At 72.7% G+C, this 15832-nt stretch carries 10 protein-coding genes; 6 read left to right on the top strand and 4 right to left on the bottom strand.

What is annotated here, in order from left to right; genetic code table 11:
* Nucleotides 1–32 precede the first annotated feature (32 nt).
* The 3 genes from ABD234_RS12285 to ABD234_RS12275 all read right to left on the bottom strand — a co-directional run bounded on the left by ABD234_RS12285 (nucleotide 33) and on the right by ABD234_RS12275 (nucleotide 2983).
* Entirely contained in the window at nucleotides 33–980 is a 948-nt protein-coding gene (locus tag ABD234_RS12285) for a carbohydrate ABC transporter permease (protein ID WP_038373871.1), read from the bottom strand.
* A gap of 9 nt (nucleotides 981–989) precedes the next feature.
* Entirely contained in the window at nucleotides 990–1982 is a 993-nt protein-coding gene (locus ABD234_RS12280; protein ID WP_344356563.1) for an ABC transporter permease, read from the bottom strand.
* 380 nt (nucleotides 1983–2362) lie between these two features.
* The gene (locus tag ABD234_RS12275) at nucleotides 2363–2983 is read right to left on the bottom strand and encodes a DUF624 domain-containing protein (RefSeq protein WP_038373872.1); all 621 of its coding nucleotides are present in this window, start codon (nucleotides 2981–2983) and stop codon (nucleotides 2363–2365) included.
* A 285-nt stretch (nucleotides 2984–3268) separates the two neighbouring features.
* Here ABD234_RS12275 and ABD234_RS12270 point away from each other — a divergent pair, with 285 nt between their 5' ends.
* The 4 genes from ABD234_RS12270 (at nucleotide 3269) to ABD234_RS12255 (ending at nucleotide 11465) form a co-directional block, all read left to right on the top strand.
* Entirely contained in the window at nucleotides 3269–6265 is a 2997-nt protein-coding gene (locus ABD234_RS12270; protein ID WP_051487053.1) for a glycoside hydrolase family 3 protein, read from the top strand.
* Nucleotides 6266–6292: 27 nt separating this feature from the next.
* Complete coding sequence (yicI, locus tag ABD234_RS12265; protein ID WP_038373873.1) at nucleotides 6293–8335, top strand: alpha-xylosidase; 2043 nt, start codon at nucleotides 6293–6295, stop codon at nucleotides 8333–8335.
* Entirely contained in the window at nucleotides 8332–10404 is a 2073-nt protein-coding gene (locus ABD234_RS12260) for a beta-galactosidase (protein WP_084148606.1), read from the top strand. The genes yicI and ABD234_RS12260 overlap by 4 nt, the downstream gene beginning before the upstream one ends.
* A 68-nt stretch (nucleotides 10405–10472) precedes the next feature.
* On the top strand, nucleotides 10473–11465 hold the full coding sequence (locus ABD234_RS12255) for an acetylxylan esterase (RefSeq protein ID WP_344356556.1): 993 nt from the start codon (nucleotides 10473–10475) through the stop codon (nucleotides 11463–11465).
* A 61-nt stretch (nucleotides 11466–11526) separates the two neighbouring features.
* Here the strand turns inward: ABD234_RS12255 and ABD234_RS12250 are convergent, their stop codons facing one another.
* Entirely contained in the window at nucleotides 11527–12723 is a 1197-nt protein-coding gene (locus ABD234_RS12250) for an ROK family transcriptional regulator (protein ID WP_344356553.1), read from the bottom strand.
* 343 nt (nucleotides 12724–13066) lie between these two features.
* On the opposite strand from ABD234_RS12250, the gene ABD234_RS12245 reads away from it, so the two are divergent.
* Both ABD234_RS12245 and ABD234_RS12240 read left to right on the top strand, forming a co-directional pair.
* Complete coding sequence (locus ABD234_RS12245) at nucleotides 13067–14755, top strand: ABC transporter substrate-binding protein (RefSeq protein ID WP_344356551.1); 1689 nt, start codon at nucleotides 13067–13069, stop codon at nucleotides 14753–14755.
* 82 nt (nucleotides 14756–14837) lie between these two features.
* Nucleotides 14838–15824: an ABC transporter permease gene (locus ABD234_RS12240; RefSeq protein WP_038373878.1), complete on the top strand. Its 987-nt coding sequence runs from the start codon at nucleotides 14838–14840 to the stop codon at nucleotides 15822–15824.
* The last annotated feature ends 8 nt before the right edge of the window (nucleotides 15825–15832 follow it).

The following is a 15832-nucleotide window of genomic DNA, read 5'->3' as shown; positions in this document are numbered from 1 at the left end:
TGGTGCGCGGGTCGAGCGGGACGGGGCGGGGATCAGCCCTTGACGGCGCCGAGCATGATGCCCTTGACGAAGTAGCGCTGGAACAGCGGGTAGACGAAGAGGATCGGCATCACCACGACCACGGCGACGGTGGTGCGGATCGAGGTGGCCGTCTGCTGGGTCGCCGCGGAGGCGATGGCGCCCATGTTGCCGCCGGACTGCTGCGCGGCCTGGGCGAGGGAATCGGCCTGGTTGATGTACATGTAGAGCAGGAACTGCAGGGTGTACAGGCTCTGGTCGGTGATGTAGATCAGGGTGTCCTGGAAGCTGTTCCACTGGGTCACGGCGGAGAAGATCGCGATGGTCGCGAGGATCGGCGTCATGTTGGGCAGCGCGATCCGGAAGAACACCTGGAAGATGCTCGCGCCGTCCATCTCCGCCGCCTCCTGCAGCTCCTCCGGCATCGCCTCGACGTAGGTCTTCACGAGGATGATGTTGAAGGGCTGCACGACCAGCGGGAGGATGTACACCCAGAAGCTGTTGGTCAGCCCCAGCGTCTTCATGATGATGAAGACCGGGATGAGGCCGGCGTTGAAGTACATCGTGATGATCACCAGGCGGTACCACAGGGCGCGCTTCCACAGCTTCGCCTGGGTGAACATGAATCCGAGGTAGGCCGAGGCGAGCACGGTGGCCGCGGTCCCGATCACGGTGCGGCCGATGGAGACGGCGGCGGCCGTGGGCAGGCCCTGCAGCTCGAAGACCTGGCGGTAGTTGTCCAGGTGGATCCCCTGCGGCAGCCAGCGGATGTCCCCGAGGGCGGAGACGTCGTTCGCGCTGATCGAGTTGATGATCAGGTAGTAGAACGGGTAGCCGCAGACGAACGCCAGCAGGGCGAACACGAGGGCGTTGAGGATGCTGAAGGGGACATCGCCCTTCTCGCGCTGGCGGCTGCGCCGGCGCGGGGCGAGGACGGTCTTCGGGGCGGTGGTGGAGGTCATCAGGGTTCCTCAGATGAGCGAGGTGCCGCGCACGCGCTTGGACAGGGCGTTCACCGACAGCAGCAGGACGACGGAGATGACGCTCTTGAGCATCGAGATCGCGGTCGCGAGGGACAGGTTGTTACCGGTCATGCCGATGTTGTAGACGTACAGGTCCAGGACCTGGATCGTGTCCTTGTTGAAGGCGTTCTGGAACACGTAGTACTGCTCCATCCCGTTGTTCAGGATGTTGGCGATCGCCAGCATGAGCAGGACGAAGTAGGTGGGCATCAGCTGGGGGACGGTGATGTGCCACATCGTCGAGAAGCGCCCGGCGCCGTCGACCTTCGCGGATTCGTAGAGCGACTGGTCGATGCCCGCGATCGCGGCGAGATACAGGATCGCGCCCCAGCCGAGCGTCTTCCACACGCCCCACAGCGCCATCTTCAGCCAGACGTGCTCGTCGCTGTCGAGGAACTTGAGGGGCTCGGAGATGAGGCCGATGCTCTCCAGCAGGCCGTTGACCATGCCCGTCGTCGAGAACATCGAGAACGCGATCATGTACACCAGGACCCAGGAGATGAAGTTCGGGAGGGTCGTGAGCGTCTGGATGAGGTTCTTGAACCAGGTCGCCCGGATCTCGTTGAGGAAGACCGCGAAGGCCAGCGGCAGCACCGAGGCGGCGATGCCGAGGAAGCTCATGGCCAGCGTGTTCAGCATGACCTGGACGATCTGGTCGACCTGCGTCGGCGAGCTGACGAGCATCGTGAACCACTGCAGCCCGACGAACTCGGAGCCGGACAGGCCGCGGGCGGGGCGGTAGTCGAACAGCGAGTAGATCCAGCCGTACAGCGGGAAGTAGCTGAACAGGAACACCAGCACCAGCAGCGGCACGATGCTCAGGAACAGCACGAACCCCTCGCGTCGCTGGCTGGGGAGCCGGCCCCGCCCCCGGGAGCCGTCATCGCGCCGATCCGGCGCCTTCGCGGCGGTCGCCGCCTCGGTGTTCATGGGAGCAACCACGTCGCCCAGCCTCTCGTCATCGCGCCCGTGCGGGCGCCGGGTTCCGTCTCTGCCACTGCGCACTCCGTCGTGTCGAAGCAACGGCGGCCGGGGGCTCCTCGCGGCACGCCAGTTTGTTAGCCCCGAACACTAATCAGCGGCGGGGTGCGCGTCAAGAATTTCTCCGAAGCGCTTCGACACCAGCGGGCGCGAGATCCCCGCGGACGCCGGCCGCGGCGCCGCCCGTCGGCGCAGGACCGCAGGCAGGGCGCGGTTCCGGGAGGCCAGGTCACGAAGGGGTCACGATGCTGCGGGCGCGCCGTCGCGACGCCGCCGGGTCGCCCGTCCCCGCGCAGAGGCACCCGGCGCCGGGCGGCGACGCCGGAGCGGGGTCGGGGCGCTCAGGCCCCGCCGGCGTGCCGGGAGTGCACGGGGCGCAGCAGCAGCGCCATCAGGTAGGCGCCGAAGGAGCAGCCGATGGTCACGAGGATCCAGCCGAGCACCGGCATGATCACCACCAGCGCGAGCCCGGTGACCGGGATCAGCACCAGGCCCATGGTCCGCAGCGGCTCGGCCCCGGGCAGCAGCAGGGCGTTGCGGACGGTCCGCCCGATCCCGGCGTCGAAGGCCGCCACCAGGGCGAGGCCGTGGATCAGGGCGGCGAGCAGGTATGCCGCGCCGAGCCCGGCGACGGCGGCCGCCATCAGCGACAGGGGCGAGTCCAGCATCAGCCAGAAGGCGGCGGCGAAGGCCAGCAGCAGCATCGGGATCGACAGCAGCAGGTGCACCGCGGTGGCGCGCAGCGCGTTGCGCCCGAGGGCGAGGACGAAGTCCTTGACGAGATAGCCTCGCTCCTCGTCGGCGTAGCGCAGGGTCACCTCCAGCAGCGCGCTGCCGGCGGCGCCGAGGGTGATCACCGGCAGGCAGGCCAGGAGGAACAGGAGGTTGAGCACCACGAAGGAGAGGAAGGTGGTCAGGCCCTGCACGGCCCTGCCGCCGGGGTCGATCCGCGAGCTGTTCATCGGGGAAGTCTGACACGCCCGCCCCGTCCGCAGGCCGTCGACCCCCTGGACATGTGTCGAAGCGATTCGATATGGTCTCCGCACTGCCTGCCCGGCCAGGCGCGGGCCCGGGCCCCGCATCGCCGCACCGCCCCGATCCGCGCCGCCGCCCGGAGCCGGGCCGTCCCGGGCCCGTCCGCACCGCCGTCCCGGCCCCTGCCCCCGCACCGTCCCGACCTGCATCGTCCCGACCTGCACCGTCCCGACCCGACCCGACCCGACCCGACCCGACCCGAAGAAGGATCCATGACGTCCAGCGACCTGCGTCCCGACCGCCTCGCGCGGATCCCGGCGGCCGACGCCCGCCGACTGGCCTGGGCGCGCGACGCCGTGGCCCGCATGACCCGCGAGGAGAGGATCGCCCAGCTGCACCAGTACGCCCCGGGCGTGGAGCGCCTCGGCATCGGCCCCTTCGTCACCGGCACCGAGGGCGTGCACGGCGTCGCCTGGAAGGGGAAGGCCACCCAGTTCCCCCAGCCCGTGGGGATGGCCGCGAGCTGGGACCCGGAGCTGCTGGAGCAGGCCGGCGCGACCGTCGCCCTCGAGGTCCGGGAGATGCACGCGGAGGACCCGGCCGTCTCCCTCAGCGTGTGGGCGCCCGTGGTCAACCTGCTGCGCCACCCGCTGTGGGGGCGCACCGAGGAGGCCTACACCGAGGACCCGCTCCTGAACGCGGTGCTGGCCTGCGGCTTCAGCAGCGGCCTGCGCGGTCGCGGCGAGACCTGGCAGACGCTGCCCACCCTCAAGCACTTCCTGGCGTACTCGAACGAGACCGATCGCGCCGCCACCAGCTCCGAGATGCCCGACCGCGTCCTGCACGAGATCGAGCTGCCCGGCTTCGTCGAGCCGGTGGCGCGGGGGCTGGCCGCCTCCGTGATGCTGTCCTACAACCTCGTCGACGGCCGGCCCGCGCATCTCACCGACCTGCTGGAGACGCAGCTGCGCGCGCACCTGCCCGATCCCGACCTGCTGTTCGTGGTCTCCGATGCGGGGGCGCCGGGAAACCTGTTCCGCTCCCAAAAGGTCACGGCCGATGCCGCCGCGGCCTACGCCGCCATGCTGCGCGCGGGCGTGGACTCCTTCACCGACAACGACACCGATCCGCGCGAGAGCGTCGAGGCGATCACCGCGGCGCTCGAGCAGGGGCTGATCGAGGACGCGCACGTCGAGCGGGCGCTGGTGCGACAGCTCCTCGCCCGGGCGCGCACCGGGGAGTTCGACGACCGGATCGAGCCCGGCAGCCCCGCCGATGCCTCGTCCGCCGGATCGGCCGAGGCGGGCTCCGCGGCCCCGTCCCCCGCCGTGCCCTCCCGCGCCGCGCGCCGGGAGCTCTCCCGCGAGGTCGCGGTGCGGTCGGCCGTGCTGCTGTCCCGGCGCGACGAGTCCGCGCTGCCGCTGCCGGCCGGACCCCTGGCCGTCCTCGGCGAGCAGGCCCACAGCGTCCTGCGCGACTGGTACAGCGGGGAGTTCTGCGAGGTCACCTCCATCGCGCAGGCGCTCTCGGCACGCCATGACGGGCCCGTGCGCACGGCGCGCGGACTGGACCTGGTCTCCCTGCACGTGCGCTCGACCGGCGCGCACCCCGGGGTCCCGGCCCTCGACCTCGCGCCGGAGGACGCCGCGGTGCGCCTGGCCGCGGACTCCTCGCTGCGGCTGCGGAACCCGGGGGCCGATGGTCCCGCCGCGGCCGCGGCGCCCGCGCGCTTCGCGGTGATCGACCTGGGCGAGGACGTCGTGGCGCTGCGCGAGGTCACCACCGGCCTGCTGCTGGCGCCGGACGACCGCGGCCGGCTCGCCGCGCGCGGCGAGCGCATCGGCGGCTGGATCGCCCAGGAGACCCTGCGCCGGGTGGTCGGACCGGACGGCAGCTGGCAGCTGCAGCACGTGGGCACCGGCCGCTTCCTGGGCGTGGAGCACCACACCGGGGCGCTCGTCCTGCGCACGGCCGCGCCCGCCTCCGGCGCCGTGCTCGCCGTGCAGGTGCACCGCACCGCCGCCGAGGAGGTCGACGCCGCCCTCGGCACGGGGACCGCCCAGGCGGCCCGCGCCGTGGTGCTGGTCCTCGGCAACGACCCGCACGTCCACGGCCGCGAGACCGAGGACCGCCCGCACGTGCGGCTGCCCGCCCCGGACCGTGCGGCCGCCGAGCGCCTCGCGGCCCTCCCGCCCGAGATCGCGACCGTCCTGGTGATCACCTCCTCCTACCCCTACGACCTCGAGGGCCTCGAGGAGCGGGTCGGCGCGGTGGTGTGGTCCTCCCACGCCGGGGAGGCCGAGGGCGAGGCGATCGCCGACCTGCTCACCGGCGCCCGGGACTTCTCGGGCCGCCTCGCCCAGGCCTGGCCGGACTCCTCGCCGCTGCCGCCGCTGCTGGACTACGACGTGATCCGCGCCGGCTCGACCTACCAGTACGGACAGTCGGCCCGGTTCCCCTTCGGCCACGGCCTCGCCGTGGACGCCGTGCGCTGGCACGACGCCCGCATCGACGCCGGCGAGGACGGGCTGACGGTCTCCGTCGACCTGAGCGCACCGGCCGAGCGCGCGACCGCCGGCCCGCTGCGCGAGGTGGTCCAGGTGTACGTCGATGCGCCGGCATCGGCCTTCTCCCGCCGCGAGCACGCGGTGCCCGCGACCCGCCTGGTCGGCTTCACGGCCCTCGAGGTGCCCGCCGACGGCTCCGTCACCGCGCAGGTGTCCGTCCCCTACGCCCGCCTGGCGCTGTGGGCGAGCGACCGCGACGCCTGGGAGCTGCCCGACGGGCCGGTGCGGGTGCGTGTCGCGCGCTCCTCGAGCGTGGCCGAGGCCGAGGCCGAGGTCTCCGTCCCCGCGGCGGTCCTCGCCGCGCACGCCCTGCCCGCCGAGGCCGCATCGGCCGATGAGCTGCGCATCCCCGCCCATCGGGCGGAGCGGACCTGCGGCGCCGTCCGGGCGGCCGCCTCCCTGCTCGAGGGCACCGAGATCCGGCCGCTCGGCGCCGCCCCCGGCACCGCCGCCTTCGTGCTCGCCGCGGGCACCCGGATCGACGGGCTCGAGGTCCGCGCGCTGGACGGGGAGACCCCCGCCGGCCGGGCGGAGCTCGTGGACCCCGACGCCCCCGACCCCGCATCGGCCCCCGCCCTCCCGCTGCCCCACCGCGTCCCCGCGGACGGGACGCGCCCCACCGGACGGGTGCTCGTGCGCCTGTCCGGCCCCCTCGCCCTGACCGCCCTGCGCTGCGCCGCCCCGCCGGCCGCCCAGGCCTGACCCGCGCCCCACGATCTGGAGACCCCCATGAAATTCACCGACGGCTACTGGCTGGTCCGCGACGGCGTCACGCTGCAGCGCCCCGCCGAGGTCCACGACATCGAGGTGCGCGAGGACTCCCTGCGCGTCTTCGCGCCGGTCACCCGCATCACCTCGCGCGGCGACACCCTGAACAAGCCCGTCATCACGGTCACCTTCACCGCCCCGCGGGCCGATGTGATCGCCGTGGAGATCGAGCACTTCGCGGGCGCCCGGCAGTCCCTGCCCCGCTTCGACCTCGCCGCCGAGGCCACGGCCCCCGTCATCGAGCGGGCGGGCGAGGGCGAGGGCGAGACCGTCACCTTCACCTCGGGGCGCCTGGCCGCGCGCGTGGCGCTGCACGGGCCGTGGCACGTGGACTACCTGTGGGACGGCGACGTGCTCACCAGCTCCACGGCCCGCTCCGTCGGCTACGCGCAGGTCGAGGGCGAGGGGCCCTACGTCCTCGAGCAGCTCTCCCTCGGCGTGGGCGAGAGCATCTACGGCCTCGGCGAGCGCTTCGGCGCCTTCGTGAAGAACGGCCAGAGCGTGGACATCTGGAACGCCGACGGCGGCACCAGCTCCGAGCAGGCCTACAAGAACATCCCCTTCTACCTCTCCTCCCGCGGCTACGGCGTGCTGGTCGACGATGCGGGCCCCGTCTCCTTCGAGGTGGGGTCCGAGAACGTCACCGCCACCCAGTTCTCCGTCCCCGGGGAGCGGCTGCGCTACGAGGTCTACGGCGGCGGCGCGCCGCTGGAGGTCCTGGACCGCTACACCGCCCGCTCCGGCCGGCCCCCGCAGCTGCCGGAATGGTCCTTCGGCCTGTGGCTGTCCACGTCCTTCACCACCGAGTACGACGAGGACACCGTGCTGTCCTTCGTCGACGGCATGGCCGAGCGGGGCATCCCGCTGTCGGTGTTCCACTTCGACTGCTTCTGGATGCGCGGCTTCCACTGGTCCGACTTCGTGTGGGACCCGGCGACCTTCCCGGACCCCCGCGGGCTGATCGCCAAGCTCCACGAGCGCGGGCTGAAGGTGTGCGTGTGGATCAACCCGTACATCGCCCAGCGCTCCCACCTGTTCGCCGAGGGCGCGGAGCAGGGCCACCTGGTGCGCACCGTCGACGGCGACGTCTGGCAGAGCGACCTGTGGCAGGCCGGCATGGGCCTGGTCGACTTCACCAGCAAGGAGGCCACCGCCTGGTTCACCGGCAAGCTCGAGGCCCTCCTCGACGACGGCGTGGACGCCTTCAAGACGGACTTCGGCGAGCGGATCCCCCACGAGGGCATCGTCTGGGCCGACGGCTCGGACCCGCTGCGCGAGCACAACTTCTACACCCAGCGCTACAACCAGGCCGTCTTCGAGCTGCTCGAGCGGCGCCGCGGCGAGGGGGAGGCGGTGCTGTTCGCCCGCTCCGCCACCGCCGGCGGTCAGCGGTTCCCCATCCACTGGGGCGGCGACTGCGAGTCGACCTACGAGGCGATGGCCCAGTCCCTGCGCGGCGGGCTCTCGCTGACCAGCTCCGGCTTCGGCTTCTGGAGCCATGACATCGGCGGCTTCGAGGGCACCCCCGACCCGACGGTGTTCAAGCGCTGGATCGCCTTCGGCCTGCTGTCCACCCACTCGCGCCTGCACGGGTCGAACTCGTACCGGGTGCCGTGGCTGTTCGACGAGGAGGCCGTCGAGGTCATGCGCGAGTTCACGCGGCTCAAGCAGACCCTGATGCCCTACCTGCTGGCCACCGCCGAGAACACCGCCCGCACGGGGCACCCCGCCATGCGGTCGATGGCCCTGCAGTTCCCCGAGGACCCCGCCGCCCGCACCCTGGACATGCAGTACATGCTGGGCTCGGACATCCTCGTCGCCCCCGTCCTCCAGCCCTCCGGCGAGGTCGACGTGTACCTCCCGGCCGGACGCTGGGTGCACCTGCTGGACGGCGAGGAGGTCGAGACCGCCACCGGCACCTTCCTGCGGCGCCGCTACGACGTGCACTCGCTGGGCCTGTTCGCCCGGGCGGGCTCCGAGGTCCTCGCGCAGGTGCGCGGATGAGCGCGGCGCAGGGGTCGGGGCCCGAGGTCGGTCGCCGGGCCCGGGAGCCCTACGTCCCGCCGGCGTTCCTGTTCGGCGGCGACTGGAGCCCTGAGCAGTGGGACCCGGCCACCTGGCAGGAGGACGTGGCGCTCATGCGCCGCGCCCGCGTGAACACGGTGACCCTGGGCGTGTTCTCCTGGGCGAGCCTCGAGCCGGCCGAGGGACGCTACGAGACCGCCTGGCTGGACGCGGTGATCGACCTGCTCACCGACGCCGGCATCGGCTTCTTCCTGGCCACCCCGACGGCCTCCCCGCCGCCGTGGTTCTCCCGCGCCCACCCCGATGCGCTGCCCGTGCGCCCCGACGGGGTGCGCCTGACCCACGGCTCGCGCGACACCTACGCCGTGAGCGCCCCCGCCTACCGCGCCGCGAGCCGGGCCATCGCCCGCATGCTCGGCGAGCGCTACGGCGAGCACCCCGGCCTGCGCGGATGGCACCTGCACAACGAGTACGGCACCCTGGACCACGGCCCGCACGCCGCCCGGGCGTTCCGGTCCTGGCTGCAGGAGCGGTACGGCTCGCTCGAGGCGCTGAACGCGGCATGGTGGACGGCGTTCTGGTCGCAGGGCTACAGCTCCTTCGAGGAGATCGAGCCGCCGCGCGCCACCCAGTACCTGCACAACCCGGCCCAGCTGATCGACTTCCGCCGCTTCAGCAGCGACGAGATGCTCGCGGCGCTCGTCGAGCAGCGCGAGGAGATCCGGCGGGCGGGCTCGACTGCGCCCGTGACCACGAACTTCATGCTCCCCACCTGGAACCACCTGGAGCAGTGGTCCTGGGCGGGCGAGCAGGACGTCGTGTCCCTGGACCACTACCTCGACACGACCGGGCCCGATGCGGAGGCGCACGTCGCCTACGGCTCGGACCTCGCCCGCTCGTGGTCCGGCGGTCCGTGGGTGCTCATGGAGCAGAACCCGACCGGCATCCGCGTGGGCGATCGCACCTACGCCAAGCCGGCCTCGCGGATGATCCGCAACTCCCTGGGATACATCGCCCGCGGCTCCCAGGCCTCGCTGTTCTTCCAGTGGCGGGCCTCCGCCGGCGGCTCCGAGCAGTGGCACGGGGCGCTGGTCCCCCACGCCGGCGGGGAGACCCGGGCCTTCGCCGCGGTCGAGCACCTGGGCGGGATCCTCGAGCGGATCGCCCCGGCCCTCGCCCCGCCGGCCTCCGGGCCGATGGTCCCCGCGCAGGTCGGCATCGTCTGGCACGCCGACGGCTGGTGGGCGCTGGAGACCCCGCACCTGCCCAGCGACGCGATGACGTACTCCGCGCAGCTGCGCGGGACGCACCGGTCCTTCTGGCGGGCGGGGATCGCCACCGACTTCCTCGCCCCGGGGGCCGATGCGCGCGGCTACCGGCTGCTCGTGGTCCCCACGCTGGCGCCGATGACGCCGCAGCAGGCCGCATGGCTCGAGGACTACGTCCGCGGCGGCGGGACCCTGCTGGTCGGGCCGATGACCGGGATCTCCGACGAGAACCTGCGCGTGGTCCCGGGCGGCCACCCCGGGATGCTCCGGGACCTCCTGGGCGTCCGCGGCGAGGAGGTCCTGCCGCTGGAGCCCGGGCAGATGCTCACGCTCTCGGACGGCACCGCGGTGCAGGAGTGGACGGAGCTGCTCACGGCGACCGACGCCGAGGTGCTGGCGACATACACCCATCCCGAGCTCGACGGCTCCCCCGCGATCACCGCGGCCCGCCGCGGGGACGGGCGCGCGGTGTACGTCTCGGCGGATCTGGTCCAGGAGTCGCGGGACGCCCTGCTGGCCGGCCTCGCCGCCGAGCTCGGCATCGCCCCGACGCTCCCGGGCGCCGCCGGGGCGGGCCTGGAGGCCGTGCGCCGCCGCGGCGCGGAGGCCGACCATCTGTTCCTGCTGCACCACGGCTCCGCGCCGGTGCGCGTCCAGGCGGAGGGCACCGACCTCGTCTCCGGGGAAACGGCGGCATCGGGCCTGGTCATCGCCCCGGGCGAGGTCGCCGTCGTGTCCGTGGCCCCCGGCGCCCCCGCCCGCCTGCTGCCCGACGCCTGATCCCCGGCGCCCCGCCGGATCCCGACCGTCTCCCCTCCCCCTCGACCCCGTCCCGGAGGACGCTCCCCATGGCCCTGTTCGACCTGCCCCTCGCCCAGCTGCGCACCTACCGTCCCGAGCTCGACGAACCCGCCGACCTCGACGACTTCTGGGCCGGGAAGCTCTCCCGCGCCCGCGCCCACGCGCCGCTCATCCAGGTCACGCCTGTCGAGACCGGCCTGACGCTGGTGGACACCTGGGACGTCACCTTCGCCGGGCACGACGGCGACCCGATCCGTGCCTGGTACCTGCGGCCGGCCGGCGTCCCGGGCGACCTGCCGGTGGTCGTGGAGTACATCGGCTACGGCGGCGGCCGCAGCCTCCCGCTGGAGCATCTCGCCTGGCCGGCGGCCGGCTACGGGCACCTGGTGATGGACACCCGCGGCCAGGGCTCCGGCTGGGGCTCGGGCGGCGCCACCCCGGACCCGGTGGGCTCGGGGCCGGCCGCCCCGGGGTCGATGACCCGCGGCATCGACGACCCGGAGACCGCGTACCTGGGCCGTCTGATGACCGATGCGGCCCGCGCCGTGGATGCCGCCCGCGCCCTGCCCGGCGCCGACGGCCGCGTCGCGGTGACCGGCAACAGCCAGGGCGGCGGCCTCGCGCTCGTCGCCGGGTCGCTGGTGCCGGACGTCTCCGCGGTGATGGCGAACGTGCCCTTCCTGTGCCAGATCCGCCGGGCCATCGACATCACCGACTGCGACCCGTACCAGGAGATCGTCCGCTACCTCGCGGTGAACCGGGACCGCGAGGCCGCCGTCGAGCGCACCCTCGGCTACCTCGATGCGGTGCACCTGGTGCGGCGGGCCCGGGCCGATGCCCTCTTCTCGGCGGCGCTGCGGGACATGACCTGCCCGCCGTCGACGATCTTCGCCGCCCGCAACCACTACGCGGGCACCCTGCCGGAGGGTTCGCCGGAGGCGCCGTCCACGCAGATCGAGGTCTACCCCTACAACAACCACGAGGGCGGCGCGGCGGTCCAGCACGATCTCCAGATCCGCTGGCTGCGTGAGCGCCTCTGATCCCGCGCGCGCCCGCCCCTCCGGCGCCGCTGCGGCCGGCACCGGCCCGGGAGGGGCGGGATCAGGGCCGCAGGGCGGTGGTGAGGGCGAGGGCGGCGGCCCCCACGGAGCAGGGGTGGGGCTGCACGGTCGAGACGGCCACGTGCACGTCCGCGCCCAGGGCCCCGGCGCGCTCGCGCAGCGAGGCGGTGACGGCGTCGCGGTACAGCTTCGGGGCCATGGAGATGCTGGTCCCGCTCAGCACCACGCTGCGCACCCCGAGCGGGCCGATGATGTTGCCGATGACCAGCGCGATCGTCCGGGCGCTGTCCAGGACGATGCGCGTCGCGCCCGCGTGGCCGTGGGCCGCAGCCTCGGTGAGCCGGGCGTGGTCGGTGATGACGCGGGTGCCGTCCGGGTCCAGGCCCAGCTCCTCGCCGAGCCCGTCCTGGACGGCCCGGCGGATGTCGGCCGCGTTCGAGGACGTCTGGTGCAGGCAGCCGCGGCCCCCGCAGGGGCACGGCGGCCCCTCGGGGTCGACGATGACGTGGTCCAGAGAGCTCGAGCCGGGGATCTCGGGCAGGATCGGCCCTCCCGCGGAGAGCACGACCGCGCCGATGCTGGGCCCGAGGTGCACGGTGAGGCAGGCCGACTCCTCCTGCTCGCCCACCCAGTAGCTCCCCAGCCCCGCGCACAGGGCCGGGCTGCCGAAGGTCGTGGGCAGGTCCAGCTCGCGCTGGAGGAGGTCGCGCACGTGCGCAGCGGCGGCGGCGTCCTGGCGGAGGTCGGCGATGCCGATGCCGGCGCAGCCCCCGCGCTCGTCGTCGATCCGGGTGCGCAGGTCGCGCAGGCGCTCGAGGAGCGCCGCCTCGTCCAGGGCGAGGGCGGGGCCCTCGGCGGCGCCCGGGGCCGCCGGCCGGCCGTCCTCGGCCGCGGCGGCGCTCGCGCCGAGGGGCATCACGGCGCGGAAGCGGAGGCTCCCGTCCATGTTCATGGCGACCAGGGAGAGCCGGTCGAGCTCGAGGGTGCAGCCCAGGGACCAGCGGGAGGCGGTGTTGACCCGCAGCAGGCTCGCCGGCTTGCCGCCGGTGGAGCGGGCGCGGCCCACCTCGACCACGAGCCCCTCGGCGAGCAGGCGCTTGACGGAGTTGGTGACCGTCACCGCGGTCACCCCGAGCTCCGCGGCGAGCGCGGTGCGGGTGGTGTCGGGGACCCGGCGGATCGCGTCGAGGACCGCGGCATCGGTCGCCGCGCCGCTGCGCGGTCGAAGAGCTGCCATGGGGTTTCCTCTCGACGGTCGATCGGGCGGGGCGGGGACGCAGCGGTCGGGCGCCGACGGCGCCGCCTCGACGCCGCGGTCTCCGTCGATGGTCGCGGACCCCGGAGGCGCCCGCGCTGATCGTGACATCTTCGTGACGCTCGAGGCGCGGGAACGCGGTTGACGCCGCCGTGAACATGCTCGCATACTTGCGCTTACTTCACAAAGTTGGTTAAGTAAGTCCCGCCGGCAGCGGCCGGTCCCTCGGACCCGCCGCTCCCGTCCCCACCGTTCCCGCACCACCCTCCCGCCCGATCGGGCACCACAGATCTCACGCACTGCCGCGTGGAGAAGGAGAGCGACGATGCATCTCAGCCGCAGGACCCTCGGCAAGCTGTCCCTGGCCGCCCTGGCCCCGCTGGGGCTGGCCGCCTGCTCGGGCCAGTCGAACCTCGAAGGCGGTGCGTCCGGCTCGGACAAGCCGATCGTGACCACGTACAACGGCTCCGGCGCCGGCTTCACCAAGAACTTCAACCCGCACTCGGCCTCGGTGCTGAGCATGGTCCAGGGGATGATCTTCGAGCCCCTGTTCTACTTCAACCCGCTCAACGCGATCGATGCGGACCCCGTCCCCCAGCTGGGCGAGTCCTATTCCTGGAACGAGGACGGCACGGCCCTGACCGTCACCGTCCGCAGCGGCGTGACCTGGTCGGACGGCACCCCCTTCACGGCGAACGACGTCGCCTTCACCTTCAACCGCATCAAGGACACCCCGGCCCTGAACGGCTCCGGCAAGGCGCCCTCGGCGGAGGCCACCGACGATGCCACCGTCGTGATCACCTACCCGGCGCCCTCCTTCGTCGAGGGCCCCAACGCCCTGGGCCGCACCTGGATCATCCCCGAGCACCGGTTCGCGGACGTGGCGGACCTCGCCACCGACGCCAACGAGGAGCCCGTGGGCACCGGGCCGTTCGTGCTCTCGGACTTCACCGCCGAGTCCTACCTGCTCGGCGCCAACGAGTCCTACTGGGAGGAGGGCAAGCCCGCCATCGGCGGCGTGCGCGTGATCTCCCTGTCCGGCAACCAGTCCGCCACCGACAAGTGGCTCGCCGGCGAGATCGACTACATGTCCACCGCCATCCCGGACCTGGACACGCACGTCGCGAACAACCCCGACCTCAGCTACACCAACACCGGCACCTCGCAGGCGGCCCTGTTCGCCGCCGCGAACCCGGAGCTGGGGTGCGAGGGCCCGCAGACGGACGTCGCCGTGCGCCAGGCGCTCTACTACGGCATGGACCGCGAGCAGCTCTCCAAGCTGGCGTTCTTCGACCTGGGCACCGACATCTCCCCCGCCTTCGCGCTGCCCGAGCGGGACAAGGAGTTCATCGACCCGTCGATCGAGCTGGCCCCCTGGAACGCCGATCCCGCCAAGGCCGAGCAGATCCTCCAGGACGCCGGCTACGCCAAGGGCGGCGACGGCATCTACGCCAAGGACGGCGTGCGCGTGTCGATGACCGTCAGCTGCCCCACGGGCTGGACGGACTTCGTCACCGCCCTGGACACCCTCAAGCAGCAGTACTCGCAGATCGGCATCGAGCTGATCCCCCAGCAGGTCTCCGTCAACGAGTGGAACGACGCGAAGTCCAAGGGCACGTTCCAGCTGGTCATCGACTCCGTCGGGCAGGGCCCGGCCCCGGACCCGTTCTACCCGTACCACACCTTCTTCGGCACGGACTCGACCGTGCCCGTCGGGGAGAACGGCAACCCGTACCAGAACAGCTCCCGCTTCTCCGACCCCGACGTCGACGCGGCGCTCGAGGTCGCGGCCGGGACCGACGACCCGGAGGTGAAGAAGCAGCAGTACTTCATCATCCAGAAGAAGATCGTCGAGGCGATGCCGTACATCCCGCTGCTGATCGGCTCGAGCCTGACGGAGTACAACTCCTCGAAGGTCACCGGCTGGCCGACCGCCGAGAACCTGTACGCCTACCCCATGTCGTGGTCCGCCCCGGACAACGCCCAGGTCCTCAAGACCGTCACCCCCGCCTGAGAACAGCGCTCCCCCGGACGCCGGGCGCCCCGCACGACGGGGCGCCCGGCCCCGCCCGGCGCTCGTGCAGAAAGGACCTGCGGTGCACATCGCGCGGAAGCTCGGCTTCTACCTCGTGGCCCTCTGGGCCGCCGTCACCCTCAACTTCTTCATCCCCCGGGCGCTGCCCGGCAGCCCCGTCGACGCCGTGCTGGCCAAGCTCGCCCTACGCGGCCCCGTCGACCCGGGCACCCGCCACGCGATCGAGGTGATGCTCGGCGCCGACGACCAGGGCTCGATCATCGAGCAGTACTTCCAGTACCTCGGCAACCTGCTGCGCGGGGACCTCGGCACCACCGTGACCTACTTCCCCGCGCCCGTGACCGAGGTGATCGGCCAGGCGCTGCCCTGGACGCTGGTGCTGGTGGGCCTGTCCACCTGCGTCACCTTCCTGCTCGGGGTGGGGCTGGGCACCGTGGCCGGCTGGCGGCGCGGCACCTGGCTGGACTCCCTGATCCCCGCCACCACGATCCTGCAGTCCGTGCCCTACTTCTGGCTGGCGCTGCTGTTCGTGTACGCCTTCGCGGTGAACCTCCGCCTGTTCCCGATCTCCGGCGGGTACGACGTCACCCTGGTGCGCCCCGCCCTGGACTACCCCTTCCTCTCCAATGCGGTCTACTACGCCTTCCTGCCCGCGCTGACCATCGTGCTCAGCTCGCTGGGCGGATGGCTGCTGGGCATGCGCAACATGATGGTCTCGACCCTCAGCGAGGACTACATCCTCACCGCGGAGGCGAAGGGCCTCAGCCCGCGCCGCATCATGCTCACCTACGCCGCGCGCAACGCCGTGCTGCCCAGCGTCTCCGGCTTCGCGATCTCGCTCGGCTTCGTCGTCTCCGGGTCGATCGTGGTGGAGTCGGTGTTCTCCTACCCGGGGATCGGCTACACGATGCTGCAGGCGGTCAACAACAACGACTACGCCCTGATGCAGGGGCTGTTCCTGATCATCACCGTGGCCGTGCTGGGGGCCAACCTCGTCGTCGACCTGCTGTACGGCGTCATCGACCCCCGCACCCGGGCCCGCGGCTGAGACGGAGG

It is taken from the genome of Brachybacterium phenoliresistens (assembly GCF_039530785.1).
Taxonomy (GTDB): Bacteria; Actinomycetota; Actinomycetes; order Actinomycetales; family Dermabacteraceae; genus Brachybacterium; species Brachybacterium phenoliresistens.
Note: the sequence above shows the minus strand (reverse complement) of the source record. Positions and strands in the feature narration are given on the sequence as shown.